Raw genomic sequence first — 26,173 nt, forward strand, 5'->3', positions numbered from 1 at the left:
CGTCGTACGCTCCGCGGGTTCTGTCGTGCTCAGAGTTCGGGGATCTCATGGACCGCGCCCGTTTGCAGGACCTGCTCGCCCGTGAGAAGGAGGAGGCCGCCCATCGCTGCCCGCGTTCGAGGGACGCCTACGGGCGGGCCGAGCACCTCTTCGGGCGCGTGCCGATGACGTGGATGAACAAGACGGCCGGTGCCTTTCCCCGCTACCTGGCCACCGCCCGCGGCGCCCGTGTCACGGACATCGACGGGCACGAGTACGTCGACTTCTGTCTCGGTGACACCGGAGCGATGGCCGGTCACTCCCCGGCGGTCGTGGCCGATGCGGTGCAGCGCCGGTTCGCCGATCTGGGCGGGGCCACCGCGATGCTGCCCACCGAGGACGCCGAATGGGTCGGTGCCGAACTGACCCGCCGCTTCGGGCTCGCCCGCTGGAGCTTCTCGCTGACGGCGACGGACGCCAACCGTGGGCGATCCGGCTCGCCCGGGCCGTCACCGGCCGCCCCAAGATCCTGGTGAACAGCTACAGCTACCACGGCAGCGTCGACGAGTCCCTCATCGTCGTCGGCCCCGACGGCCGGGGAGCGGCCCGCCCCGGAAACGTCGGCGCTCCCTGTGACGTCACGCTGACCAGCCGCGTCGCGGAATTCAACGACCTGGAACAACTGGAGCGCGAACTCGCCCATGGCGATGTGGCCGCCGTCCTGATGGAGCCCGCCCTCACCAACATCGGCATCGTGCTGCCCGAGCCCGGCTACCTCGCGGGTGTCCGGGCGCTGACCCGCCGCCACGGCACCCTGCTCATCAACGACGAGACCCACACCTTCTCCGCCGGCCCGGGCGGCTGCACCGCAGCCTGGGACCTGGAGCCCGATCTGCTCACCATCGGCAAAGCGATCGGCGGCGGCATCCCGGCCGGCGCGTACGGCCTGTCCGCGGAGCTCGCGGACCGTCTGCTCGGCCGCGCCGACCTCGACCTGGTCGACATGGGCGGTGTCGGCGGCACCCTGGCCGGCAACGCCCTGTCGGTCGCCGCCATGCGCGCCACGCTGGAACACGTCCTGACCGAGGACGCGTTCGCCCGCATGGCCAAACTGTCCGAACGCTTCGAAGCGGGCGTACGCGCGGGCATCGACGCCCACGCCCTGCCCTGGTCGGTCAGCCGTCTCGGCGCCCGCACCGAGTACCGTTTCGCCTCGCCCGCGCCCCGCACCGGCACCGAGTCCGCGGCCGTCGGCGACCCCGAACTGGAGGACTTCCTCCACCTCTACCTGGCCAACCGGGGCATCCTGCTCACCCCGTTCCACAACATGGCGCTCATGTGCCCGGACACCACCGACCAGGACGTCGACACCCACACCGAGGTCTTCGCCGCCGCCCTGGCCGCCCTGGCCGGCTGAGCGGCACCGACGGGACCGGGCAAGCCGGCCGGAACAAGGAGAGCGACGCACGTGGACGACATCGACCGGGCCATCCTGCGCGAACTGCAGACCGACGGGCGCATCGCCTACGCCGACCTCGGCCCCAAGGTCGGCCTCTCGGCCTCCGCGGCCCGCCAGCGCCTGCAGCGGCTGCTGGACACCAAGGCCGTGCAGGTCGTCGGCGTCACCGATCCGATGTCCATGGGCGGACAGGCCATGGCCCTGCTCGGCATCGGCGTGGACGGCGACCCGCGCGCGGTCGCCGACGAACTCGCCGCTCGCTCCGAGGTCGTCTACGCCGTGCTGACCTCCGGCGGCTTCGACCTGTTCGCCGAGGTGGTCACGTCGGGCCCGCGCGAACTGCTGGACTTCGTCAACGACGTCGTACGGCCGATCGAGGGGGTCCGGCAGATCCAGTCGTTCCCGTACTTCGGCATCCACACGCACCGTTTCCTGTGGGACGTCGGCTGATTGCCCGGTGCGGGACGGGTACTCGGACGGCCCCGGAAGGACTACCGCTGGAGGAGGCCCGCATGACCAGCAGCACGGAGACCGGCGGCGTGACGGGTACCGACTGTTTTGCAAGGCCCAGGCGGACAGCCGCAAGGGCGCGGAAATCGGCAAGGGGCTGCTGCGCGGACGCCTGAACGGCGGCTGACACCGGCTTCCCGCCCGCAGGCCCGGCCTTTCGTGCATCTCACGGGCGGCCGGGTCTTCCGTATGTCCAACTCCCGTTTGATACCGAGCGTTTACAGAGTTCGGGTCGACGGGCCGAACAGAGTTGCTACAGTGCTACTCGCCGGTAGCAAGTCGTACGGGGCACGGGGGGGGCCGGCGTGTCGCACTCCCTGGACGGATGGTCGAGTCGCACAGTCCGGCAAGGGGGCCGGGCCGCTCGCGGCTGCTGCGCACATGTGTCGCGCGGCCCTCGAACTCCAGTTCCCCGCCCACCGATTCAGACAGGTGAGACTCTTCCCATGGCCCGTTCCCTGGTCGACTTACTGACCGAGCACGCCACGCAACAGCCCGACCGGACCGCATACCGCTACCTCGTCTCCGGCGACTGCGACGGAGAGATCCAGGAGATCACCTACGCTCGGCTCGCCCGCCGTTCCCGAGCCGTCGCGGCCTGGCTGCAGGAGCGCGGGCTGACCGGTTCCCGCGCCATGCTGCTGCACCCGCCCGGCCTGGAGTTCATCAGTGACTACCTGGGCTGCCTCGCGGCCGGTGTGGTCGCCGTGCCCGGCGTGCCCCCGCAGGGCCGGGCGCACAACCACCGCGCCCTGACCCGTATGAGGCGTCTGCTGGCCGACGCGGACGCCAAGGTGATCCTCGGCGGCCGGGACGTGGTCACCGCGCTGGCCGGGATGGCCGAGCACCTGCCCGAACTGGCCGACATCACCTGCCTGGCCACCGAGGACATCCCCGACGAGGCCGCCGACGCCTGGCGCGCCCCCGACCTCAGCCCCGACTCGGTCGCCTTCCTCCAGTACACCTCCGGCTCCACCTCCGCCCCCAAGGGCGTCGCCGTCACCCACGGCAACCTGCTCGACAACGAGCGGATCATCACCGAACGGATGGGGCACACCCCGGAAGTCATCGAGGAGTACGGCCGTGAACTGGTCGTCAGCTGGCTGCCCGTCTACCACGACATGGGCCTCATCGGACCGGTCCTGAACACCGTCTACCTCGGCCTCACCACCACCCTCTTCTCCCCGCTGCACTTCCTGCAGCAGCCCGACCGCTGGCTGAAGGCCATCAGCCGCTACCGGCCGCACACCAGCGGCGGCCCCAACTTCGCCTACGAACTGAGCCTGAAGCACGCCACCGACGAACTCGTCGACGGCCTCGACCTGAGTTCGTGGAAAGTCGCCTTCAACGGCGCCGAACCCATACGCGCCGCCACCCTGCGCCGCTTCACCGAGACCTTCGCCCCGGCGGGCTTCAGCCGTGAGGCCTTCTACCCCTGCTACGGCCTCGCCGAGGCGACCGTGATGGTCACCGGCGCCGCCGTGGATGCCCCGCCCACTCTCCTCGCCGCCCAGGACCTCGGCCCACACGCCGGCGAGGCGGACGCGGCCACGGTCGGCTGCGGCCGTCCCGGCCCCGGCCTCACGGTGACCATCGCGGACCCGGACCAGGGCACGGAACTCCCCGAGGGGCAGGTCGGCGAGATCTGGGTGAGCGGAGCCAGCGTCGCCAAGGGCTACTGGCGCAACGCACTGGCCACCCGCGAGACCTTCCGCGCCACCCTGCCCGGCCGCGAAGGCCGCTTCCTGCGCACCGGTGATCTCGGATTCCTGCGCGACGGCGAACTCTTCGTCACCGGCCGCCTCAAGGACCTGATCGTCATCGACGGACGCAACCACTACCCGCAGGACCTGGAGCTGTCCGCCGAGATGTGCCACCCGGCCCTGCGCCCCGGCTGCACCGCCGCCTTCTCCGTCCCCGCCGACGCGGAAGTCGAAGGGGAGCAGGTCGTCCTCGTCGCCGAGGTGGCCCCGGATGCCGCGGGCGACTCGGAGAAGATCACCGACCTGGTCCGCAGCGCGCTCGGCGAGGCCCACGGCCTGTCCGTCCGCGAGGTCGTCCTGGTGCACCCCGGCACGATCCCCAAGACCTCCAGCGGGAAGATCCAGCGCCACGCGACTCGGACGGCCCACCTGGCCGGCTCCCTCGCGTCGGTCACCGCACCCACCGCGCGCTGACACCACGCACGTCCGCGCCGCCCTGCGAAGCAACTCCCGTACTCCGCCCGCCCGTTCGGCTGTCGGTGGCTCCGTCACGCTCCCAAGCCGACCGTATTGCTCGTACGGAACATCACACCGAGCCCGAGTTCACGAGGACACCTGCCCCGATGCCTGCGAACGAGTCCGCGAAGCAGCCCGCCGAGCCGTCCCTCACCACGCCGCAGAGCGTGCGGGCCTGGCTGGTCTCCTCGGTCGCCGAGGCGGCCGGGCTCGACCCGCTGACCGTCGACCCGCACCGGCCGATCGCGGAATTCGGCCTGGGATCACGCCAGTTGGTGACGCTGGCGGCACAGCTGTCCGAACGGATCGGCCGGAGCCTGAGCCCGTCGCTGATCTTCGATCATCCGACCGTCGCGGCGCTGGCCGAGGCGGTGCTCGGTGACGCGCCCGAAGCGACGGGGACGGCCGGCCCGGCGCGGTCCGGCCTGTCCACGCGGACGGACGACGACATCGCCGTCATCTCCATGGCGTGCCGCTTCCCGGGCGGCGCGGACGACCCCGAGGCGCTGTGGCGGCTGCTGGCCTCGGGTGAGGACGTCATCACCGAAGTACCGCCCGGCCGTTGGACCACCCAGGGGCTGTACGACCCCGACCCGGAGGCCACCGGCACGGCGTACTCGCTGCGCGGCGGCTATCTGACCGGCATCGACCGTTTCGACGCGGCCTTCTTCGGGATCTCCCCGCGCGAGGCCGCGGCCATGGATCCGCAGCAGCGGCTGCTGCTGCAGACCGCCTGGGAGACGATCGAGCGCGCCGGAATCGTGCCGGGCACGCTGAACGGCAGCTCGACCGGGGTCTACGTCGGCCTGTACGACAGCGGCTACCTCGCCTCCGCCTCGCTGGGGCAGCTCGACGGTCATGTCGGCACGGGCTCGGCGTCCAGTGTGGCCTCCGGACGTATCGCCTACTCCCTCGGCCTGCAGGGACCGGCGGTCACCGTCGACACCGCCTGCTCGTCCTCGCTCGTCGCCCTGCATCTGGCGGCGCGGGCGCTGGCGGGAGGCGAGTGCGACCTGGCGCTGGCCGGTGGCGCCTCGCTGCTGGTGACGCCCCGCGCACATGTCGAGTTCAGCAGGCTGCGCGGGCTGTCGCCGTCCGGGCGGTGCAGTCCGTTCTCCGCGGATGCGGACGGCGTGGTGTGGGCCGAGGGCTGCGGTCTGGTGCTGCTCAAGCGGCTCGCGGACGCGCGCCGGGACGGCGACCGGATCCTTGCCGTGATCAAGGGTTCCGCGATCAACCAGGACGGGCGCAGCCAGGGCCTGAGCGCGCCGAACGGTCCGGCGCAGGAGCGCGTGCTGCGCGCGGCCCTGGACGCGGCCGGACTGCGGCCCGGCGACCTGGACCACGTCGAGACCCATGGTACCGGCACACCTCTGGGTGACCCCATCGAAGTCCGGGCGCTGGCCGCCGTCTTCGGGCCCGACCGCCCCGCGGACCGGCCCCTCGGTATCGGCTCGCTCAAGTCCAACATCGGTCACGCGCAGGCCGCGGCGGGTATCGGCGGCGTCATCAAGACCGTGCTGGCGCTCCAGCACGGCGTGCTGCCCGCGACACTGCACGCCGCCACACCGACCGATCACGTCGACTGGGCGGACAGCGGCCTCAGCCTCGTCACCAGCCCCCGTCCGTGGCCTCGCGACGGCGAGCGGGTACGGCGGGCCGGTGTGAGCGCCTTCGGGATCAGCGGGACGAACGCGCACGTGGTCCTGGAGGAGGCGCCGCAGGACCCCGGCCGGCCCGGCGCCGACGAGCCGACGGGTCAGACCCTCTTCCCGCTCTCCGCCCGCAGCCCCGAGGCCCTTCGCGGACAGGCGGACCGCCTTCGGCAGGCGCTCGCCCGCCAACCGCGGCTGCCGCTGTCCACCGTCGCATCGACACTCATCCACCACCGCACCCACTTCGAGCACCGGGCCGTCCTCCAGGCCGCCGGCCGCGACGAACTGCTCGACGCCCTGCAAGGACTTGCGGCAGCAGAGCCGAACCCAGACCTGACCATCGGCCCCCAACAGGCACAGCCGACCGGAAAGCTGGCCTTCGTCTTCCCCGGTCAGGGCGCCCAGTGGGTGGGCATGGCCCGCGATCTGCTCGACAGCGACCCCGTGTTCGCCGACGAGCTCGACCGCTGCGACGCGGCCCTGCGCCCGTTCACCACCTGGTCGGTCACGTCGGTCCTGCGGGGCGACGGTGCCGCGCCCTCGCCGGCGCGCGTGGATGTCGTCCAGCCGGTCCTGTTCGCCGTGATGGTCTCCCTGGCCGCCGTGTGGCGGGCGCGCGGCATACGGCCGGACGCGGTGATCGGGCACAGCCAGGGCGAGGTCGCCGCCGCCTGCGTCGCCGGGGCGCTCAGCCTCAACGACGCCGCCGCCGTGGTCGCGCTGCGCAGCCAGGCCCTGACCGCGCTGTCCGGCTCCGGAACCATGGCGGTCGTCGCCCTCCCGCACACCGAGGTCGAGCCCCTCCTCGCCGCACTGGACGGCCGGGTGTCGATCGCCGCCGTGAACAGCGGCCGCTCCACGGTGATCGCCGGCGACGTCGAACCGCTCGAGGCCCTCCTCGCCGACCTCGACCGGCGGCAGGTGTTCGCCCGACGGCTCGACGTCGACTACGCCTCCCACACGGCCCACGTGGACCCGGTCCGCGCGACGATCCTCGACGAACTCGACGGCGTCACCACATATCCGACGTCCGTCGCCTGGTACTCGACGGTCACCGGCGAACCGGTCACCGAAGAGCTGGAGGCCGGCTACTGGTACACCAACCTGCGCGAGCCGGTCCGCTTCGGGCCGACCGCGCAGCGGATGGCGGCCGACGGCTACCGCTGCTTCGTCGAACTGAGCCCCCACCCCTCCCTGCTCACCGCCGTCACCACCGTCGGCGAGGAACACGGCCACGACCTGGTCGCCGTCGGATCGCTGCGCCGCGACGAACCCGGGCCGGCCTGCCTGGACCGCGCGGCCGCCGAACTCCACGTCCGGGGCCGCCCCGTCGACTGGCGGCGCCTCGTTCCCCACACCTCCGCCGCCGACCTGCCGACGTACGCCTGGGACGCACAGCGCCACTGGACCGAACCCGACACGACCGCACACGGACCCGCCCTCTTCGACCGTGCCGCCCACCCGGTCCTCGGCATCCAGCTGCAGTCGGCCGACGCAACCCGCTGGACCTTCCGCAACGAGTGGTCCCCGGCCACCGCCGCCTGGCTGCCGGACCACACCGTGTTCGGACAGACGGTGGTGTCGGGCACTACCCTCATGGAGCTGTGCCGCGCCGCGCTCGCCGTCGCCCGCCCCGACACCCGCGACGACCTGGCCAATCTGCTGCTGCTCACGCCCCTGACCCTGCCCGTCTCCGGCACGGTCGAGGTGTCGGTCGAGGTGGACGCCTCCGCCCCCGTACCGGAGATCACCGTGCACAGCCGTCCGCGCGGTCAGGAGACGGCGGGCTGGACCCTGCACGCCACCGCGTCCGCGGCCGAACCCGTGCCCGAACCGAGCACGCCGCCGCCCGTGTGGCCGCAGGCGGCCGACGAGGTCTGGGGCGAGGACACGTACGAGCGGCTCGCCGCGCTCGGGCTTGCCTACGGCCCGGCCTTCCGGGGCGTACGGTCGGTGGTCGCGACCGCCGGGAACGAGCTGCTGGCGCGGCTCGCGCTGCCGGCCGTGACCGGGGATGCGGCCGAGGCGTATCCGGTTCATCCGGCGCTCCTGGATGCCGCATTGCAGGCGGCCGCCGCCTTCGACACGTTTGCCGGCCGGGCGCTGCTGCCCGTGGCGGTGGGCCGCTGTGTCCTTCCGCCGGGCGGGGCGAGCGAATTGACCGCGGTGGTGCGGCGTACCGGTGGCTCCGGCACGGACCTCGTCCTGGACGTGGCGCTGTGGGACGCGGACGGCATCCCGGCAGGCCGTCTGGAAGGCGTACGGCTACGGGCCGCCGATCCGTCGGACCTGCGCGCGGGCTCGGAGCACGCCCGGCACCTGTACGAAGTGGCGTGGACGGCGCTGCCCGAAGCGACCGCCGGAGGCGAGCGGGCGGCCTGGACGGTGATCGGCGACCGCTCGGACCCGGACGTCGAGGCGATCGTACGGGGCCTCACGGCGGCGGGAGTCGAACTGCGCGAGTCGGGTGCCGACATCGTCGTACGGCTGTGGCCGCGCCCGGCGGCGGACGCCGACCCGGCTGCCGTGGCAGGCGAGTTGGCGGCCCGAGCCCTCACAGAGGTGCGGGACCTCATCGCCCTCCCGCCCCACGGGGCACCCTCGCGGACCCTCTGGGTGACCCGCGGTGCGGTCGCGACCGGCGACGCCGACACCGTGCCGGGCCTGGCGCAGTCGGTGCTGTGGGGCCTGGCCCGCAGCACCCGCAGCGAGCACCCGGACCTCGGCCTGACCCTGCTCGACCTCGACGGCGGGATCCACGGGGACGTTGCCGCGACCGCGATTCCGGCCGCTGTCACGCATGACGACGAGCCCGAACTCGCCTTGAGGAAGGGCGAGTTGCTGGTCCCGAGGCTGGTGCGTGCCCGCCCGGCCGACGTGCTGCCGATCCCGGCCGGGCACTGCTACCAGCTCACGGGCAATTCGGGGGACGTCACCCTGCGCCCGGCGGCGCGTCAGGCGCTCGGCCCCGCCCAGGTGCGGATCGAGGTGCATGCCATCGGCCTGCATCCCACGCACACCTCCTGCGCCGGTGTGCTCGCCGAGGTCGCCCCCGAGGCCGAGGGCCTGGTGTGCGGTTCGCGGGTCGTCGTCGCCACCGAGGCCACGCCCGGGTCCGAGCTGGTCGTGGACGCGCGGCTGGTCGCCGTGGCTCCGGACGATCTGCCGTTCACGGCCGCGGTCGCCGTGTCCCTCGCGGACGAGGGCGAACGGGTGGCCGAGGCCCTGCGCGCCGCCGTCCACGCACCCGTACAGCCCCAGGTCTTCCCGGTCACCGCCGCGCGCCAGGCGGTACGCCGTCGAGAGGTGTCCGGCCGCCCCGTCGTCCTCGACCTCGTCGGCCGCCCCGCTCTCGTGCCCACCGACGGCACGGTGCTGATCACCGGCGGCCTGGGCGCGGTCGGCCGGCAGATGGCCCGTCTGCTGGCCGAACACGGCGTACCCCGGCTGCTGCTGACTTCCCGTCGGGGGACGGGCGACCCGCGGGCCGCCGAAGTCATCGAGGAGCTGTCCGCACTCGGTGCCGAGGCCGAGGTGGCCGCCTGCGACGTCGCGGACGCGACCGCCCTGGCCGGTGTGCTCGCCGGCGTCGGCGACGCGCTGCCGTTGCGCGGTGTGGTGCACTGCGCCGGAGTCCTGGCCGACGGCGTGATCGCCGAGCTGAGTCCCGAGCGACTCGCGCAGGTGCTGCGCCCCAAGGTCGACGGCGCGGCCCATCTGCACCGGCTGACCGCCGAGCTGCCGCTGGAGCTGTTCCTGCTGGTGTCGTCGGCCGCCGGTGTCGTCGGCAACGCCGGGCAGGCCAACTACGCGGCCGCCAACGTCTTCCTCGACCAACTGGCCCACCACCGCAGGGCGCTGGGCCTGCCCGCCGCCTCGATCTCCTTCGGCGCCTGGGTCGGCGAGGGCCTTGCCGCCGAACACGCCGACCTGGAGCGGATGGCCCGCCTCGGCCACCGCGCCCTCACCCCCGAGCAGGGCCGGGCTCTCGTGGAGCTCTCCCTGCGCCGCGGCACACCCCACCTCCTCGCCTGGCATCTGGACCTGCCCCGCCTGCGCGACAACGCGGCGGCCACCGGCGCCCTGTGGGCCTCCCTCCTGTCCGCACCGCGCCCCGACCGGCAGACGGGCCGCGGCCTGGCCGACCGTCTGGCCCGGCTGACGGACAGCGAACGCGCGGCTCGGGTGCGGGAGCTGGTGTGCGAGGAAGCCGCCCATGCCCTGGGCCTGCCCTCGCCCCGGTCCGTCCGCCCCGAGCAGCCGTTGCGCGACCTGGGCATGGACTCCGTGACCGCCGTCGACCTGCGCAACCGCCTCGGCACCCGCATCGGCGTCCGGCTGCCCGCCACCCTGCTCTTCGACCACCCCACTCCCGCCCGCCTCACCGATCACCTGCTCGCCACCGCGCTCGCACCGGAGGGCGGCAGGCTCCGCCCCACCGCGCCGGACAGGCAGCAGGCCCGCTGGGCGGCGCCCGCGTCCGACGAGCCCGTGGCCGTCATCGCGACGGCCTGCCGCCTGCCGGGCGCGGTCGGCTCCCCGCAGGAACTGTGGCGGCTGGTTGCGGAGGGCCGCGACGCGGTGGGCCCGTTCCCGTCCGGGCGCTGGGACGTGGAGTCCCTCTACGACCCCGACCCGGAGGCGCCGGGCAAGTCGTACGCCCGCGAAGGCGGCTTCCTCGACGACATCGACTCCTTCGACGCGGCGTTCTTCGGCATCACACCGAAGGAGGCCGAGGCCATGGACCCGCAGCAGCGGCTGCTGCTGGAGACGGCCTGGGAGTCCGTGGAACGCGCCGGGATCGTGCCGGCCGAACTGGCGGGCAGCACCACCGGCGTGTACGTCGGCATGTTCTCCGGCGACTATCTGGCCGGGGCGCGGCTCGACGAGCTGGACGGCTACGTCGGCACCGGCTCGGCCCTGAGCGTGGCCTCGGGCCGGCTCGCCTACACGCTCGGGCTGAACGGCCCGGCCCTGACCGTGGACACGGCCTGTTCGTCCTCCCTGGTGGCGGTGCACCTGGCGGCGCAGGCGCTGCGCTTGGGCGAGTGCGACCTGGCCCTGGCGGGCGGGGTGACGCTCATGGTCACCCCGCAGACCTTCGTGGAGTTCAGCCGGCTGCGCGGTCTGTCCCCGACCGGCCGGTGCCGGTCCTTCTCGGATGCCGCCGACGGCGCGGTCTGGGCCGAGGGCGCCGGCATGATCGTACTGAAGCGGCTCAGCGACGCCCGCCGCGACGGGGACGAGGTGCTGGCCGTACTGCGCGGCACCGCGGTGAACCAGGACGGCCGCAGCCAGGGGCTGTCCGCACCGAACGGTCCGGCGCAGGAACAGGTGATCCGGCGGGCCCTGGAGCTGTCCGGACTCGCCCCGGCCGACATCGACTACGTGGAGGCCCACGGAACCGGCACCACACTCGGCGACCCGATCGAGGCGAACGCCCTCGCGGACGTCTTCGGCGCCTCGCGCCCCGCCGGGCGTCCGCTGTATCTGGGCTCGCTCAAGTCCAACATCGGCCACGCGCAAGCGGCTTCGGGCGTGGCCGGGCTGATCAAGGTGATCCAGTCGCTGCGGCACGGGCTGCTGCCGCGTACGCTGCATGCCGATACCCCAAGCCGCCATGTGGACTGGGCCGACAGCGGGCTGCAGGTGCTGCGGGAGGCGGTGGCCTGGCCGGCCGGCGAGCGGCTGCGGCGTGCCGGCGTGAGCGCCTTCGGCATCAGCGGAACCAACGCCCATGTGATCGTGGAGGAGGCGCCGCCGGTCGACCCGCCCGCCACCCATGGCGAACCCGCGCCGTCCAAGCGGCTGTTCGTGCTGTCGGCGCGCACCGAGGACGCGGTACGCGCGCAGGCCGTACGGCTCGCCGAGCACCTGAACGGTGACACGGCGCTGCCGGACGTGGCCCGCACCCTGGCCAGGCATCGCAGCCACTTCGAACGGCGCACGGCGCTGGTGGCGGGTGACCGGGACGAACTGCTGGCGGAGCTGGAGGAGCTGGCCGGTGGACGACGGCCCGTGGCGGCACGTCGCGAGGAGCCGTCCGGCAAGGTGGCCTTCGTCTTCGCCGGGCACGGCGGCCAATGGCCCGGCATGGGCGTGCAGTTGATGGCCGACTCGGATGCCTTCCGCGCGGAGCTGACCCGCGTGGACGAGGCGGTCCACCGGGAGGCGGGCTGGTCGGTCCTCGACGTCCTGCGCGCGCCCGAAGCGCTCGCCCCGCTGGGCCGGACCGAGTATCTGCAGCCGACCCTGTTCGCCGTCAACGCGGCGCTGGCCGCCGCCTGGCGCGCGCTCGGTGTCGCACCGGACGCCGTGGTCGGACACAGCCTGGGCGAGCTCGCCGCCGCCTACAGCGCGGGCGCCCTGACACTCGAGGACGCCGTGGCGGTGGTGTGCGGGCGCGCCCGGGCGGCCGTACCGCTGGTCGGCAAGGGCGGCATGCTCGCCCTGGAGGTCCCGCACACCCGGGCGCAGGAGCTGCTGGAGCCGTATGCGGGGCGGCTGTTCGTCGCGGCCGTCAACAGCGGGCAGTCCACAGCCGTGTCCGGCGACGCGGAAGCGCTGAGCGACCTGCTCGGCCAGTGCCAGGAGCTGCAGATCCCGGCGCGGCGGCTGTCCACCCCCTTCGCCTCGCACACCCCCCTGATGGCAGCGCTGCGCGACGAACTGCTCGACCGCATCCGCACCGTCCGGGGCACGCCGGCCGCGCTGCCGCTGTACTCGACCGTGACGGCACAGCCCGTGCCGGGAGACCGGCTGGACGCCGGGTACTGGTACCGCAACCTCAGTGAACCGGTCCGCTTCGGCGACACGATCCGCCGGATGCTGGACGACGGATACCGCTACTTCGTCGAGCTCAGCCCACACCCCTCGCTCGGCTCCGCCGTCGAAGCGGTCGCCGCCGAAGCCGGAATCGACGCGGTGAGCATCGCCTCCCTCCGCCGCGAGGAGGGTGCTCACGACGACCTGCTGCGCAAACTGGGGGAGTTGTACACGGCCGGGCACACCCCCGACTGGCAGGCTCTCTTCCCGGCCGGGCGCCGCGTCGACCTGCCCACGTACGCCTTCGCCCGCGAACGCCACTGGCGCACGCCGGCCTCCCCGGCGGGTGGCCTCTCACCGCTGCTGGGCACGCACATCGAGGCCAGCGACGAGGCGGACCGCCACATCTTCCAGACCGAGATCGACCTGCGCGACGGCCGCTTCGCCTATCTCACCGACCATCGCGTCACCGGTGAGGTCTGGCTGCCCGCCGCGGCCTTCCTGGACATGGCGCTGGAGGCCGTATCGGCGGTGGAGGGCGGCGGCGAAGTGGTGCTGGCCGACGTCCGGTTCGACCAGCCGCTGCGTCTGGACGCACAGCGGCCGGTGCGGCTGCAACTGGTCCTGCGGCCCGCCGAGGACGGCTCGCGGCACTTCACCATCGCCTCGGCCGCGGCCTCCGCGCGCTGGGAGCGGCATGTCACCGGGCGGGTCACCGCGGTGAGCGGCGACCGAGCGACAGAGGAGCGCGAAACACCGGCTGCCGTGCGCGACCAGTGCGGCCAGGAGGCCGACCTGTCATCCGTCTACGCCCAACTCGCCGCCCTCGGCATCGACTACGGCCCGGCCTTCCGCGGTCTGGAGCAGGGCCGTTTCGGGGACGCGGCCGCGTGGGGAAGGCTTGCCCTGCGGCCCGCCGCCGGTCATCTGCTGCATCCGGCCGTCCTCGACGCCGCCTTCCACACGGCCGCTCTGCCGCACGACACTCCCGCGGGCCGGGCCTTCGTACCCGCCGCAGCCGGACGGCTGCACTTCACCGGACGCAGGACGTCTCCCGTATGGACGACCTGCCGACTGCGCTCCGTGGACGGCGACAGGGCAACCCTCGACCTGCGACTGCACGACGAGGACGAGCAACTCGTCCTCGCCGTCGAGGAGTTCGAGCTCGCCGCGCTCTCCCCACTGGACGGCGCACTGTTCGAGACCCGCTGGCAGTCCCGCCCGCCCGCCAAACAGGCGCCCACCCAGGGCAGCTGGCTGATCCTCGCCGACGAGACGGGCGTCGCAGCCGAACTCGCCTGCCGGCTCGACGCGGCTTCGGTGCCCCATGTGATCGCCTACCGGGGCGAGGCATACGACGTCCAGGGCCCCGGCCGGTACCTCCTCGACCCGGCCGATCCGCAGCACCTGACCCGCCTGTTCGACGACGCCTTCGCGGACGCGGCACCCGAGCGCATCGTGCAGCTCTCCGCGCTCGACGCCCCGGCGATCGGCGATGCGCGCACCGCGCGGGAGGCGGCGCGGCTGTGCTGCCTGAGCACCCTGCACCTGGTGCGGACGCTCACCGACCGGGCGCAGGGCCCGGCACCCCGCCTGTTCACGGTCGTCCGCGGCAGCCAGGCCGCCGGCGACAGCACCCACGTGACCCGTCCCGAACAGGCCCTGGCCTGGGGCTTCGGCCTCGCCCTCGCCCAGGAGCACCCGGAACTGAGGACCACCCTGATCGACCTGCCGCCCACGGACGGCCTGGACGCCTTGTGGACGCAACTGCGGTACGCCGACGACGAACGCCTGCTCGCGCTGCGCGGCGCGGACCGCATGGTGCCGCGTCTGGCCCGCACCCGTCCGGACGACGGCGCCCGCGACGGCGCCGCCCCGGACGGCGTCCACCTGATCACCGGCGGTCTCGGCGGCCTCGGCCGGGTCGTCGCCGAGCAGTTGACACGGCGCGGCGCCCGGCGGCTGGCCCTGCTGGGCCGCAGCGCGCCGACGCCGCAGGCATCCGACTGGATCCAGGGACTGGAAGAGCGCGGCGTCACCGTGCACGTCGTCCGTGCCGACGTGGCCGACCGCGCCGGCCTGACGGCCGCCCTGGACGCCGTACGACGAGAAGCCGGACCGATCACCACGGTCGTCCACACCGCGGGCGTCCTGGACGACGCCACCGTGACGAACCTGAGCGACGAACGCGTCCTGAACGTCCTGGCCCCGAAGGTGCTGGGCACCACCCTGCTCACCGAACTCGTTCCCGAGGCCGAAAACCTCGTCCTGTTCGCCTCCGCGGCGGGCCTGCTCGGTTCGGCCGGCCAGAGCCCCTATTCGGCGGCCAACGCCTTCCTCGACGCCTGGGCCCACCACCTCTGCCTCGCCGGGAGGCGTGCGCTCAGCCTGGACTGGGGCGCGTGGACCGGCGTCGGCATGGTCGCCGCCGACGCCACCCGGGCAGCGGAAACCAGCCGCTCGGGCCTCGTCGCCTTCACTCCCGCCGAGGGCGGCGAGCTGTTCGACCGCGTCCTGGCCACCGAACGCCGCCAACTCGCCCCCCTCGCCCTGGACTGGGAACTGCTCGCCCTCGACCCCGACGCCGCCCGCACCCGCCCCCTCCTCGCCGACCTGGCCACCGTCCCCACGGGCACGCACGGTTCCGACGACCTGGTCAAGCAGGTGTTCGCGGCGACAACGCGCGAACAGCGCACGGAGCGGCTCGAGGCATATGTGCGCGCCAGGGTCGGCCAGGTCTCCGGAGGCACTGTCGAGGCCTCCGCCACCACGGCCCTGAAAGAACTGGGCCTGGACTCCCTCATGCTGGTGCGGCTGCGCAACGCCTTCGCCCGCGAACTGGGCGCCGAACTCCCGTCCACCGCGGTCTTCTCCGCCACCGACATCCGAGGCCTCGCCCAAGCCCTGGCCACGGCCCTGCCCGAACACAGCACGGTGGCGCCCCGGACCGAAGCGGCCACCGAAGTGCCGGACAGCGAACTGCGCCCGGCCACCCGTGACGTCGTGCGCCTGCTGCGCAGCGCCCGCCCGGACATGCCGGCCGCGGCCCATGCCGTCGGCCTCGCCGTACGGCTCACCGCCCCGACCACCCGTGCCACGCTCACCAGCGTCCTCACCCGCCTGGCGGCCCGGCACGCGGCCCTGCGTACCGCGATCGTCACCGGCAGCGAGGGAGTCAGGCAGCTGCGGGTGGAACGGGAGCCCGCTCGGCCGCTGCTGCGTTGGACGGCCGTACCCGCAGCCGATGCACTCGACGCCGCAGACCGGCTGAGCCGGCTGCTCGAGCCCCCGTTCGACCTCGCACAGCCCCCGCTGTGGCGGTTCGAACTCCTGGACGGCTCAGAGCGCGGCCAGATCCTGCTGTACGGCGCCCATCACGCGGTCAGCGATCTGCAGTCCCTGCTGCTGGTGGCCGCCGAGCTCGACACCGAACTGTCCGGCACCGCCCTCACGGGCACGGTCACCAACCGTGACCTGGACCTGTTGATCGAGGCACAGCAGCCGGGGGAGGGCCCCGGAACCGGTGCGGCCGAGTGGCGCGAGGCCTTCCACGGCAGTGAGCGCCTCGACCTGACGCTCACTCACCCGCGTCCGGCCGCACGCTCGTACCGGGCCGGCAGCGTCAGCGTGGCGATCCCCGACGGCCTCATGGCACGGGTGTCGGCGGCCGCGAGCAGCCTCGCCGTCACACCCGCCGCCTTCTGCCTGGGCACCCTGACCGTGCTGCTGGCCAGGCTGCGGGAACGGGAACGGTTCGTCCTCGCCGTGCCGGTCGACACCCGTATCCACGCCGACGCGTTCGACGCGGTGGGCTTCTTCGGCGTACCGGTGCCCTTCCCCGCCGAGGCGAGGGCGCGGGAGCGGATCGAGGACGTACTGCGTCGCACCGACAGCCGCCTGGAGAAGATCCTCGCGAAGGGCGCGATGTTCTCCGACGTCCTGCCGGTGCTGGCCAAGCAGGGCCTGTACCGGCCCGACGCGCCGCTGGTGGAGGTGTACTTCAACTACGTCCGGGCCGCGGGCAGCCTCACCGGACTGGACGTGCTGCCGGTGGGGACCGGCTACTCCGACCTCGACCTCATGATCACCGTGACGCCGGAGGCCGGCCGCATCCGGCTCGACCACAACCTCGACATCCTCGACACGGCCACGGTCGCCGGGCTGGGGGAGGAGCTGGTGCGGCTGCTCGCACAGACGGCCGAGGACGCCTCGCGGCCGGTGGGTACGACGCCTGCCGTCGAACGGCCCGCCTCCGGCGAAGAGGCTGCCGCGGCAGACGTCTCGCGCCCCGCCCTCGCCCTCGCCGCCACCTTCGCCCTCGGCCACCTGCCCTCGATGTGCGAGGCGGCCCTCGACGACGGGGCGCCGAACGGCACGGCGACGACCATCGCGGAAGCCCCGTACCACCAGGTGCTGGCCGCCCTGCGGGATCCTGCGGGTGTCTACGCCGACCCGGCGACGGCAGTGGGCGTGGTGCTGCTGCGGGCGGCGGACCTGGAGCGGTTCGGGCCGGTGGACGACGCGCTGCTCGCCGAACTGCGCACCGCCTACCCCACCGCCCTGCGGGCCCTGGCCGACCGCACCCGAAAGCCGATGATCGTCGGCTTCCTGCCCGCCGCACACACCCCGGAGCGCCTGCAGCGCTGGGAGCGCGAACTCGCCGCCGAACTGGCCGAGTTGCCCGCAACAGCCGTACTCGGCCCGGACGACTGGACCAGCCGGCACCCCGTCGAGGAACGCTTCGACGAACGCACCGAGCGCCTGGCCCACCTCCCCTTCACCCCCCACTTCCAGGCGGCCGTCGCCCTGCGCCTCGCCGAAGTCGTGCGGGCAGTGCGCCGCCCCGCGCCGAAGGTGATCGCGGTGGACGGCGACGAAACCCTGTGGGGCGGGGTGGCCGGGGAGACAGGCCCCGGCGCGGTGGACCTGAGCGGTCCCCGGGCCCTGCTGGCCCGCAGGCTGCTCCAGTGGCGCACGGCCGGCGCGCTCCTGGTCCTGGTCAGCAACAACGACGAGGACACCGTGCGAGCCGTCCTGGACCGCCGGGACAGCCTGCTGAAGGCGGAACACTTCAGCGTGCTCTCCGCCGCCTGGGGCCCCAAGCCGGACCGCCTCGCCGAGGCGGCGCGCACGCTCAACCTCGGCCTGGACAGCTTCCTGTTCCTCGACGACAACCCCGCCGAGATCGCCAAGGTCCGCTCGGCGCTGCCCCAGGTGCTCTCGGTCACCTGCCCGCCGGCCCCCGAACTCGAGGCGTTCCTCGGCCGTTTGTGGCCGCTGGTGCCTTCCGCGGCGACGTCCGAGGACGCGCTGCGCGCCCGCTTCTACGAACAGGAACGGGAGCGGGACACCGCACGCGAGCAGGCCGGATTCGAGGAGTTCCTGGCCGGGCTGCACCTGGAGGTCGACATCCGGCCCCTGACCGCCACCGACGTCCCACGGGCCGAGCAACTGGTGCGCCGCACCAACCAGTTCACCCTCCACCCGCGCTCCGACGACGGCCTCGACGTCGCCCGCTGGCGCGAGCACGGCGAGGTGTGGACGGCGGCAGCCCGGGACCGCTTCGGCGACTACGGCCAGATCGCCCTCCTCGCCCTGCGTGCGGACGGCGACCGACTCGACGTTCTGGCCTGGCTGATGAGCTGCCGTGCCCTCGGCCGGGGCGTCGAGGAACGCCTGCTGCAGTGGCTCGCCGACCGCGCCGAGGAACTCGGCTGCAGCAAGGTCCGGCTGACCGCGCAGCGCACCGGACGCAACGCACCGGCCCGCCGGCTGCTGGCCGCCCTGGGCGGGGGAGCGCAGGACGACGAGTGCCTGGAGTGCGTCGCCACGCCCGAACACCTGCGGGCGTTCCGCTCCTGGCAGCAGTGACCGGTGACGAAGCACAGCAAGAGGAAAGGAACCGCGGAAATGGTTGCCGACATGGTGAAGGGCACTCATGCGTGAGACGAACGAGGACGCGTCAGCGTACGCAGGTCAGCGGGCGACGGCGGAGTCGATCGAGCGCGGCGGCGGACTCGGCGTGAGCGACCTGCTGGCGAGGGTCGTGCCGGCTGCCGTGCCCGCGCACTCCGCCACCGCCGCGGACGGGCCGCTCGACACGGATCCGTCCCCGGATGTCGACCTGCTGGCCGCCGTCATCGCCGCGGCGGCAGGCCGCCATCTGCCCGGGGGGCATCTCTCGCCCGACGCCGACTTCTTCGACGCCGGCGGCAGTTCCGTGAACGCGGTGGAACTCGTGGCGGAGCTGGAGGAGGAACTGGGCATCGAGGTCGATCTGGACGAGGTGTTCGCCGACGCCCGCCCCAGCAGCCTCGCCCGCCGCTGGGCCCGGCTCCCCGGAATCAGGGCCGTCGCCCCCACGGTCACCACCGCGGGAGACCCGACGGCCGGGACGGCACCTGCACTGCCCGTCCCCTCTCCTCGCACACCACCGCCCCCGGTCGCCTGGTTGTCCGAGCCCGACCGCGCGCCGCACAGCACCGCCCGCCGTGAGGACCTCGACCAGATCCTGGCCGACCTCGCCCTCGCCGACCGCCTCCCGTTCATCGCCGCCCCGGAGCCCCTGCCGCATCGCCGGATCCTGCTCACCGGCGCGACCGGCTTCCTCGGCAGCCACATGCTCCTGGACCTGCTGCGCCACAGCGACGCCCATGTGTACTGCCTGGTCCGCGCCGCCGACGAGGAAGCGGCCCACACCCGGCTCGGCGAGGCACTGCGCGGCTACCGGCTGCCCTGGTCGACGGAGGTCCGCCGCCGCATCACCGTGCTGCCCGGCGACATCCGCAGTCCGCACCTCGGCCTGAGCGAGGAACGGTGGAACCAGCTCGCCCACGAGCTGGACGGCATCGTCGGTGTCGCCGCGGCCGTGGACTTCCTGCGCGGCTACCAGTCACTGCGCGCCGGCAACGTCCTCGGCACCCTCGCCCTGGCCGAACTGGCGGCCGCCGGCCGCCCCAAACCGCTGCACCACATCTCCTCCATCGCCGTCTTCAACGAGGTCGGCATCACCTCCATGGGCGAGGACGACCCCCTGGCCCACGCCGACCGCCTCATCGCGGGCTACGACCAGACCAAATGGGCCGCGGAGGTCGCGCTGCGCCGCGCCCGCGACCACGGCCTGATCGTCACCGCGCTGCGCCCGGGCGGCATCGGAGGCCACACCAAGACCGGCGCCTACAACCCCCAGGACCTCTCCAGCGGCCTGGTGTCGGCCTTCGGCCGCTTCCGCACCGTGCCCGCCTTCCGCCACCTCAACGTCGCCCCGGTGGACTGGGTCAGCCGGGTCGCCGTCGGCGTCATCTGCGAACCCGACGCCTGGGGCTTCGACTACAACCTGACCGGCGTGCCCAACACCCTCGACGACGTCGTACAGGACATGGCCCTGGGCGGCATGCACGTGCGGGTCAAGGACTGGGACGACTGGCGCACCGACACCCTGGCCCGTCTGCAGGCGGATCCGGTCCCCGAACTGACCTTCCTTTCCCGGGTGTTGCAGAGCCCCACCGCACTCAAGCTGTGCGAGGCGACACTCACGGGACCCGCGGCCACCGGCGAACGCACCGCCCACCTCGTCGAGGCCCTCGGCCTGCCCCCGGCCACCCGCTATGACGCCCGCGCACAGCTGAAGACCTTCGAACGGCTGGCGGGCGACGGTCTGGCCCGGCTGCCGCACAAGGACGACCAGCCCTACCTCTGGTTCACCGAGACCACCGAGGGCCGGCTGGGCCCGGTCGCAGCCGCCGCCGACACGCCCTGCGCGATGACCCTCACCCTCTCCATCGCGAGCATGCACCAGCTGGTCACCGAGCGCCGCATCGACGTACGCGGACACCTCACCTGCCCGGCCGTACACCCCGGCCCGCTCACCGTGGAACGCGGCGACGTGTGGATCCGCCCCGAGGAGGGCATCCCCGAACACCACGGCCTGACCCACCAACTCCTGCGCTACCGGCTGCTGTTGCGCGACCCGGACGGCGGCAGCTGGTGGCTGGAGGGCCGCAAACACGCCCGCGCCCGCCGCGACCTCTGGCGCCAGACCCGCGCCCTGACCGTCCGGATCGGACGCGAGGGCGAACCCGCCCTGCTGGCCGGCGAGTTGGTCGTACCGGCGGACAGCTACGTACGCGACCAGATCGACGGCATCCAGGTCGATCCCCGTCTCACCGGCCGGGAGCAGCGCGCCGCCAAGCTGACCTGGCTCGCCTGGTTCGGCCTCCAGATGGGCCGCGGCCTGCTCGGCCCCTTCACCCGGGCCGCCGCCGACCTCCTCGACCTGCGCCGCACCCCGCACCCCACGGAGCACAACCGATGATCTTCAAGGCGACGAAACCCACCACCAGGCCGGCCCTCCGCAAGGTCAGAACCACCCCCACCCTGCGCCCTCTGCACCACCGCCTCGACCCGCGGCGGGTCGAGGAGATCCCCTTCCACGCCCCGGACGGCGTCCGCCTCGGCCTGACCCGCGTCGACACCGGCGAGCGGGACCGCCCCGCGGTGCTCCTGCTGCACGGCCACACGGCCTCCGCCGACATGTTCCTGCTTCCCGAGATCCGCAACCTCGTCGACGTCCTGCTCGACGACGGCTACGAGCCATGGCTGCTGGACTGGCGCGGCAGCTGCCGCCTGCCCTACAACGCCACCGGCCGGAAATACACCTACGACGACGTCGCCTTGTACGACATCCCCGCGGCCGTCTCCCACATCCGCGCCCGCATCGGCGAGGCCCGTCCGCTGTTCGCCGTGGCCCACTGCATCGGCGCCCTGACCCTTTCCCTGAGCATGACGGCGGGCCTGGTCCCGGGCCTGGCGGGCGTGGTCGCGCAGGGCGTGTTCCTCACCCCGAAACTCGCCGGCCGCACCTCGCTGCTCATGTCCCTGGCCGCAGAACTGCTGAAGTCCCGCCTCGACCACATCCCCGTCGACTTCCGCACGGTGGGCCTGCGGTCCAAGTACACGCCCCTGTTCGCGCTGGCCTCCCGCAAGGCCGACTGCCCCGACCCCACCTGCCAGATCCTGCACCACTCCGCATGGGGCACCGGCGCCTCGCTCTTCGTCCACGAGCACCTGACCGAGACCACCCACAACCGGCTCGCCGAACTCCTCGGCCCCGCACCCCTGTGGATCCTGCCGCACCTGCGCCGCATCGAACTCGCCCGCACCGTGGTCCGCTGGCACGACACCGACCACCGCTACGCCGCCCTGCCCCCCAACGCCCTGGACGCGGCCGGCCGCATCGACACCCCGCTGCTGCTCCTGGCGGGCAGCGACAACGGCCTGTGGCTGGACTCCCAGCAGCTGTGCCGCGACGTCCTCGCCCGCCGCCACCCCCACCTGGACGTGACCTACACCGAGATCCCCGGCTACGGGCACCTGGACACCTTCCTCGGCCGGGGCGCCGCTCTCGACGTCTTCGGGCACATCCTGGACTTCCTCGGCGAACGCCGGTGACGAGGGCCCCGCCGACCGCTAACGTACTCGCCAGTAACCGCACTGTATCCAGGAGGCACGATGCCGCAGCTCGAAGTCGACGGCGCAGCGCTGACGTACGACGACGAGGGCCCCCGCGACGGCGACGGCGTGCCCCTGGTGTTCATCCACGGCTGGACGGCGAACCGCCACCGCTGGGACCACCAGATGGCGCACTTCGCCGAGAAGCGCCGGGTGATCCGCCTCGATCTGCGCGGCCACGGCGACAGCAGCGGCGCGGGGGTGCCCACCGTCGCGGAACTGGCCGACGACGTCCTCGCCCTCCTCGACCACCTGGAGGTGGAACGGGCTGTCCTCGTGGGCCACTCGATGGGCGGCATGATCGCGCAGACCATCACCCTCGACCACCCCGAGCGCGTCGAGCGCCTCGTCCTGGTCGGCTCCATCGCCCGCATGACCTACAGCCGCGGCCGGGGCCTGCTGATGGCGGCTTCGACGCTCGTCCCCTACAAGCTGTTCGTCGCCACCAACATCCAGCGCGCCTTCGCCCCCGGCTACCCGCGCGAGGAGGTCCGCGCCCACATCAAGGCGTCCGCCGCCACCCCGCGCGAGGTCGTCATGACGCTCTACGGCGCCATGCGCGCCTTCGACGTCCTGGACCGGGTCGGGGAGATCCGCGTCCCCACCCTCCTGATCCACGGCTACCACGACATCCAGCTGCCGGTGCGGCAGATGCTGCGTATGGCCAAGGCCTACCCGGACGCCGAGGTCCGCATCATCGACGCCGGTCACGAACTGCCGCTGGAGAAGCCGGCGGAACTGACCACCGCCCTCGAGCGGTTCCTCGCCCGTGGGTGAGGTGATCAGCGGGCCAGCCGGGCCCGGACACCGCCGACCGCGGCGGCGGGCCGGGCCGTGGCCCGCACGGACCGGCGTACCAGATGGGCATCGCGCCGCAGATCATGGGCGGCATGACGGCCACGCCACGCCAGCGAGGGAGCACCTGCGGTGTCGTCGGCCGCGATCAGCAGACCGCCGAGCATCGACAGGTTCTTGAGGAAGTGGATGCGCTGCTGGGCGCGCTCCTCGGGGTCGTCCGCCTCCCAGAAACGGTGCCCCGCAAGCGTGGTCGGCACCAGCGTGGCCGCGATGGCCAGCGCGGCCGGCCTGGGCAGCCGGCCGCTCGCCAGCAGCAGACCCGCCACCACCTGCACGGCCCCGTTGAGCCGTACCACCTGCTCGGTGCGGTCCGGCAGGAGGTCGACCCGCTCGGTGACCGGCTGGACGACGGGCTCGGCCACGGCGGCGACCTCCTCGGGAGCGCGCAGCGTGTTCAGCCCGCCGGAGACGAACATGGAGGCGAGCATGGGGCGGCCGACCAGACGCAGAAGACTCATGACCTTCTCCAAGGGGTGGGCGCGTGCAGAGACCCTCCGGGTTCCCGCGCCGCTGTGGTCGATGCCACGTCACCGGACGGGATGCGGGCATGTTCCTGCACGAGGTGGCGAGCTACCGTTTTTCACAAGCCCTTGCTCTCTCCCCACGCAGTACGGACGGCCCCCGCAGTGCTCGCAGACCTCTCCCCGCTCATCGCGGCGACCGCGCAGTGGCTGACCTGCGCCTACCCCTCGGGCGGGGGCGCGCTTGCCTCGGCCCTGTGCGAAGTGCAGGCCCGGCAGGCCGTGACGGTCGCGGCCTGGCTGCGCTACCCCACCCCGGTGGACGCCGCCCTGGTCGGCATGGCGGGCCCCGGAGGATCCGCCCGGCTCGACTGGATCACCGGCGCGGACGACCCGGGCGACCAGGACACGGACGCCCACGCCTGGCGGACCTGGGTCGACGAGGTCGTGGCCAGCTGGGCGGCCTGTCTGCTGAGCGACCCGGAACTGGCCGGCCGTGCGGTGGCCGCTCTCGCCGAGAGCAGCCATACGGCCCGAACGCCCGCCGCGTTCCGGCGTCTGGTGGCCCCCGACGAGAGCGACCGGCGGGCAGCGGCCCTGCTGCGCCACCCCGACCTGCTCGCCCCGGTGACCGCGCTCCATCAGGACCAGCTGATGACCCTGCTCAAGCCGGGACAGCCCGCCTGAGCGCAGGCGGCCCGGGTGGCGGGCGTCCCGTCACGCGTGCTTGCCGCGCCCGCTCAGCGCGTCCCGCATCCGGTCGACCAGCCCGGCCCCCGGCGCCAGCAGCTTGTTGGCCGGAGGCTTGTTCGGTGCGGAAGGGTGCGGCCGGGTCGGCGCCAGCTTCTTGGCCTGGCGGACCTTGTCTCCCAGTTCGTCGAGAGCCTGCGCCGAGCATGCCGTGCGCAGCTGGGGAAAGAGGTTCTCCTCCTCGTCGGCGATGTGCGCGCGTACCTCGCTCATCAGCCTTCCGACGAGACGGTCGAACTCGGCGTCGCCCGCGTCGCAGCTCTCCAGGTCCTTCATGATCCGCTCGGCGGCGGCGTGGTCCTCGATCTCCCGGTCCGCCATGGTGTTGCCGTTGACGAGGTGTTCCCGTACCGCCGGGTAGAGGTACTCCTCCTCGGCCACCGAGTGCCGGACCAGTTCCATCGTGGCCTGGTCGGCGTACACCTTGCGCGTCTTGTCACCGGACGGCAGCGACTCGATCCGGCCGAAGAGCTCCTCGACCTCCCGGTGATCGGTCATCAGTTCGTCGATGACGTTTCCACCGTGTCCCATCCTGTCCACCTCCAGCCAAGAAGCGGCGGCTCCCCGTCCGGATCCGCCGGAGCCCCGAGTGCCCCGTCCCGCAGCGGGTTAACGGTGTGGGAGGCCGACTTGTTGGAACTCGCACCGAGACACACACGTACCTGGAAGACCTCGGGAGGCCGGTGTGGCGGACGCGGTGGACGAGGCGCTCGGAAGGGTGGTCAGGGAGGTGGCCGCCCGCGCGGAGCGGATATGGGAGGTGGCCCTGGCCCTGCACGCCGACCCCGAGTACGGATTCGAGGAACACCGGGCGGTGCGGCTGCTGAGCGGCGAGCTCGAACGCGAGGGGTTCACGGTGCAGAGGGACCTCGCCGGACTGCCCACCGCCTTCGCCGCGCGGGCCGGAACCGTGCGCCGGCCGGCGGTGGCCCTCCTCCTGGAGTACGACGCCCTGCCGGGCCTCGGGCACGCCTGCGGCCACAACCTGATCGCCGCGGCCGGCCTCGGCGCCGCGCTCGCGGCACGCGCCGTCCTGGGGGACGGTGCCGGGTCCGTATGGGCCGTGGGCACGCCCGCGGAGGAGGGCGGCGGTGGCAAGGTCACCGAGACCGAGGCGGGTGTCTTCGACGACGTCGACGCCGCCCTGATGTTCCATCCCGGCGTCCACAACTGGCAGTGGGCGCCCCTGACCGCCCAGACGCAGTACCGCATCGGCTTCCACGGCCGCCCGGCCCACCCCACCGGGAACCCCACCGAGGGCATCGACGCCCTCGCGGCCCTCATCCAGCTGTTCAACGCCCTCGCCGCCATCGGCCCGCGCCTGCCGCAGGGGTCACACGTCCAGGGCATCGTCACCGACGGCGGCCTGGCGACGAACATCGTCCCCGAGTACGCGGAAGGCCTGTTCGGACTGCGCGCCGCGACCACCGCCGCTCTGGAGGACCTGGCGGGCGAGGTGCTGACCTGCGCACAGGGCGTGGCCCGCGCCATGGGCACGACCGTCACGTTCGGACGGGCCACACCCCGCTACGAGCACTTCCGCGACAGCGCGGCCCTGTCCCTGCGGTTCGCGGGTCACCTGGCCCGCGCGGGCATCGACCTCACGCCACCGGCGCCCGGCGTGTTCCTGGGCTCCTCGGACATCGGCAACGTCAGCGGACGCGTGCCCGCCATCCACCCCTTCGTCGCGATCATGGACCCGGACGGCTCCGACCACACCCCCGAATTCGCCACCGCGGCAGCCTCCGACCGCGCCCGCCGCGTGCTGCTCGCCGCGACGGAGGCACTGGCCTGCACAGCGGTGGAACTGCTGCTGTCGGCCGAACTGCGCGAGCAGGCCTGGCACGAGCACGGGGGCAGCGTCGCCACCGTGGCCCGGCACTGACACGCGCGGAGGGCGGGACGCGGCGTCGGCGATGCTCGGAGCGTGCGGCGCCTCCGGGGCGCCGGGGTGGAGATGGGCCGCGGCCCAATTGGCCCGCAGGGCGTTCGGCTCGGGCTGGGCCG

At 73.2% G+C, this 26,173-nt stretch carries 12 protein-coding genes; 10 read left to right on the forward strand and 2 right to left on the reverse strand.

Annotated elements, in window-relative coordinates:
- The first annotated feature begins 47 nt into the window (after positions 1–47).
- From ACFY1U_RS33135 to ACFY1U_RS33170, 8 genes are all read left to right on the forward strand, one after another.
- Positions 48–515 (forward strand): hypothetical protein, encoded by a 468-nt coding sequence (locus ACFY1U_RS33135; protein WP_390697838.1) that lies wholly within the window; start codon positions 48–50, stop codon positions 513–515.
- Positions 512–1,396, forward strand: a complete 885-nt coding sequence (locus ACFY1U_RS33140; protein WP_390697839.1) for an aminotransferase class III-fold pyridoxal phosphate-dependent enzyme — start codon at positions 512–514, stop codon at positions 1,394–1,396. The genes ACFY1U_RS33135 and ACFY1U_RS33140 overlap by 4 nt, the downstream gene beginning before the upstream one ends.
- 51 nt (positions 1,397–1,447) lie before the next feature.
- A complete protein-coding gene (locus tag ACFY1U_RS33145) occupies positions 1,448–1,888 on the forward strand; it encodes an Lrp/AsnC family transcriptional regulator (protein ID WP_390697840.1) in 441 nt (146 codons plus the stop codon).
- Positions 1,889–2,394: 506 nt separating this feature from the next.
- Positions 2,395–4,125: a fatty acyl-AMP ligase gene (locus ACFY1U_RS33150; RefSeq protein WP_390697841.1), complete on the forward strand. Its 1,731-nt coding sequence runs from the start codon at positions 2,395–2,397 to the stop codon at positions 4,123–4,125.
- A gap of 149 nt (positions 4,126–4,274) precedes the next feature.
- Positions 4,275–18,458, forward strand: coding sequence for an SDR family NAD(P)-dependent oxidoreductase (locus ACFY1U_RS33155; protein ID WP_390697842.1), 14,184 nt, complete (start codon positions 4,275–4,277; stop codon positions 18,456–18,458).
- A gap of 67 nt (positions 18,459–18,525) precedes the next feature.
- Complete coding sequence (locus ACFY1U_RS33160; protein WP_390697843.1) at positions 18,526–20,901, forward strand: thioester reductase domain-containing protein; 2,376 nt, start codon at positions 18,526–18,528, stop codon at positions 20,899–20,901.
- Positions 20,898–22,037 carry an alpha/beta hydrolase gene (locus ACFY1U_RS33165; protein WP_390697844.1) on the forward strand — a complete coding sequence of 380 codons (1,140 nt, stop codon included), beginning with the start codon at positions 20,898–20,900 and terminating at the stop codon, positions 22,035–22,037. Before ACFY1U_RS33160 ends, ACFY1U_RS33165 begins: the two co-directional genes overlap by 4 nt.
- Positions 22,038–22,097: 60 nt before the next feature.
- Positions 22,098–22,874 carry an alpha/beta fold hydrolase gene (locus tag ACFY1U_RS33170; protein ID WP_390697845.1) on the forward strand — a complete coding sequence of 259 codons (777 nt, stop codon included), beginning with the start codon at positions 22,098–22,100 and terminating at the stop codon, positions 22,872–22,874.
- 5 nt (positions 22,875–22,879) lie between these two features.
- On the opposite strand, the gene ACFY1U_RS33175 is transcribed toward ACFY1U_RS33170, so the two are convergent.
- On the reverse strand, positions 22,880–23,413 hold the full coding sequence (locus tag ACFY1U_RS33175) for a DoxX family protein (protein ID WP_390697846.1): 534 nt from the start codon (positions 23,411–23,413) through the stop codon (positions 22,880–22,882).
- Positions 23,414–23,581: 168 nt separating this feature from the next.
- Between ACFY1U_RS33175 and ACFY1U_RS33180 the strand changes: the two genes are divergently transcribed.
- On the forward strand, positions 23,582–24,103 hold the full coding sequence (locus tag ACFY1U_RS33180; protein ID WP_390697847.1) for a hypothetical protein: 522 nt from the start codon (positions 23,582–23,584) through the stop codon (positions 24,101–24,103).
- A gap of 30 nt (positions 24,104–24,133) precedes the next feature.
- Here the strand turns inward: ACFY1U_RS33180 and ACFY1U_RS33185 are convergent, their stop codons facing one another.
- Positions 24,134–24,697, reverse strand: coding sequence for a hemerythrin domain-containing protein (locus ACFY1U_RS33185; RefSeq protein WP_390697848.1), 564 nt, complete (start codon positions 24,695–24,697; stop codon positions 24,134–24,136).
- A 154-nt stretch (positions 24,698–24,851) separates the two neighbouring features.
- On the opposite strand from ACFY1U_RS33185, the gene ACFY1U_RS33190 reads away from it, so the two are divergent.
- A complete protein-coding gene (locus tag ACFY1U_RS33190) occupies positions 24,852–26,051 on the forward strand; it encodes an amidohydrolase (RefSeq protein WP_390697849.1) in 1,200 nt (399 codons plus the stop codon).
- Positions 26,052–26,173 lie beyond the last annotated feature (122 nt).

Origin of the sequence: Streptomyces sp. NPDC001351, from assembly GCF_042896045.1 — a bacterium.
GTDB lineage: Bacteria > Actinomycetota > Actinomycetes > Streptomycetales > Streptomycetaceae > Streptomyces.

Bases quoted from the DNA above. Each gene is read 5' to 3' on its own strand.
- ACFY1U_RS33160 (WP_390697843.1), top strand. From the start codon at position 18,526: ATGCGTGAGACGAACGAGGACGCGTCAGCGTACGCAGGTCAGCGGGCG.
- ACFY1U_RS33155 (WP_390697842.1), top strand. From the start codon at position 4,275: ATGCCTGCGAACGAGTCCGCGAAGCAGCCCGCCGAGCCGTCCCTCACC.
- ACFY1U_RS33165 (WP_390697844.1), top strand. From the start codon at position 20,898: ATGATCTTCAAGGCGACGAAACCCACCACCAGGCCGGCCCTCCGCAAG.
- ACFY1U_RS33170 (WP_390697845.1), top strand. From the start codon at position 22,098: ATGCCGCAGCTCGAAGTCGACGGCGCAGCGCTGACGTACGACGACGAG.
- ACFY1U_RS33185 (WP_390697848.1), bottom strand. From the start codon at position 24,697: ATGGGACACGGTGGAAACGTCATCGACGAACTGATGACCGATCACCGG.
- ACFY1U_RS33175 (WP_390697846.1), bottom strand. From the start codon at position 23,413: ATGAGTCTTCTGCGTCTGGTCGGCCGCCCCATGCTCGCCTCCATGTTC.
- ACFY1U_RS33135 (WP_390697838.1), top strand. From the start codon at position 48: ATGGACCGCGCCCGTTTGCAGGACCTGCTCGCCCGTGAGAAGGAGGAG.
- ACFY1U_RS33150 (WP_390697841.1), top strand. From the start codon at position 2,395: ATGGCCCGTTCCCTGGTCGACTTACTGACCGAGCACGCCACGCAACAG.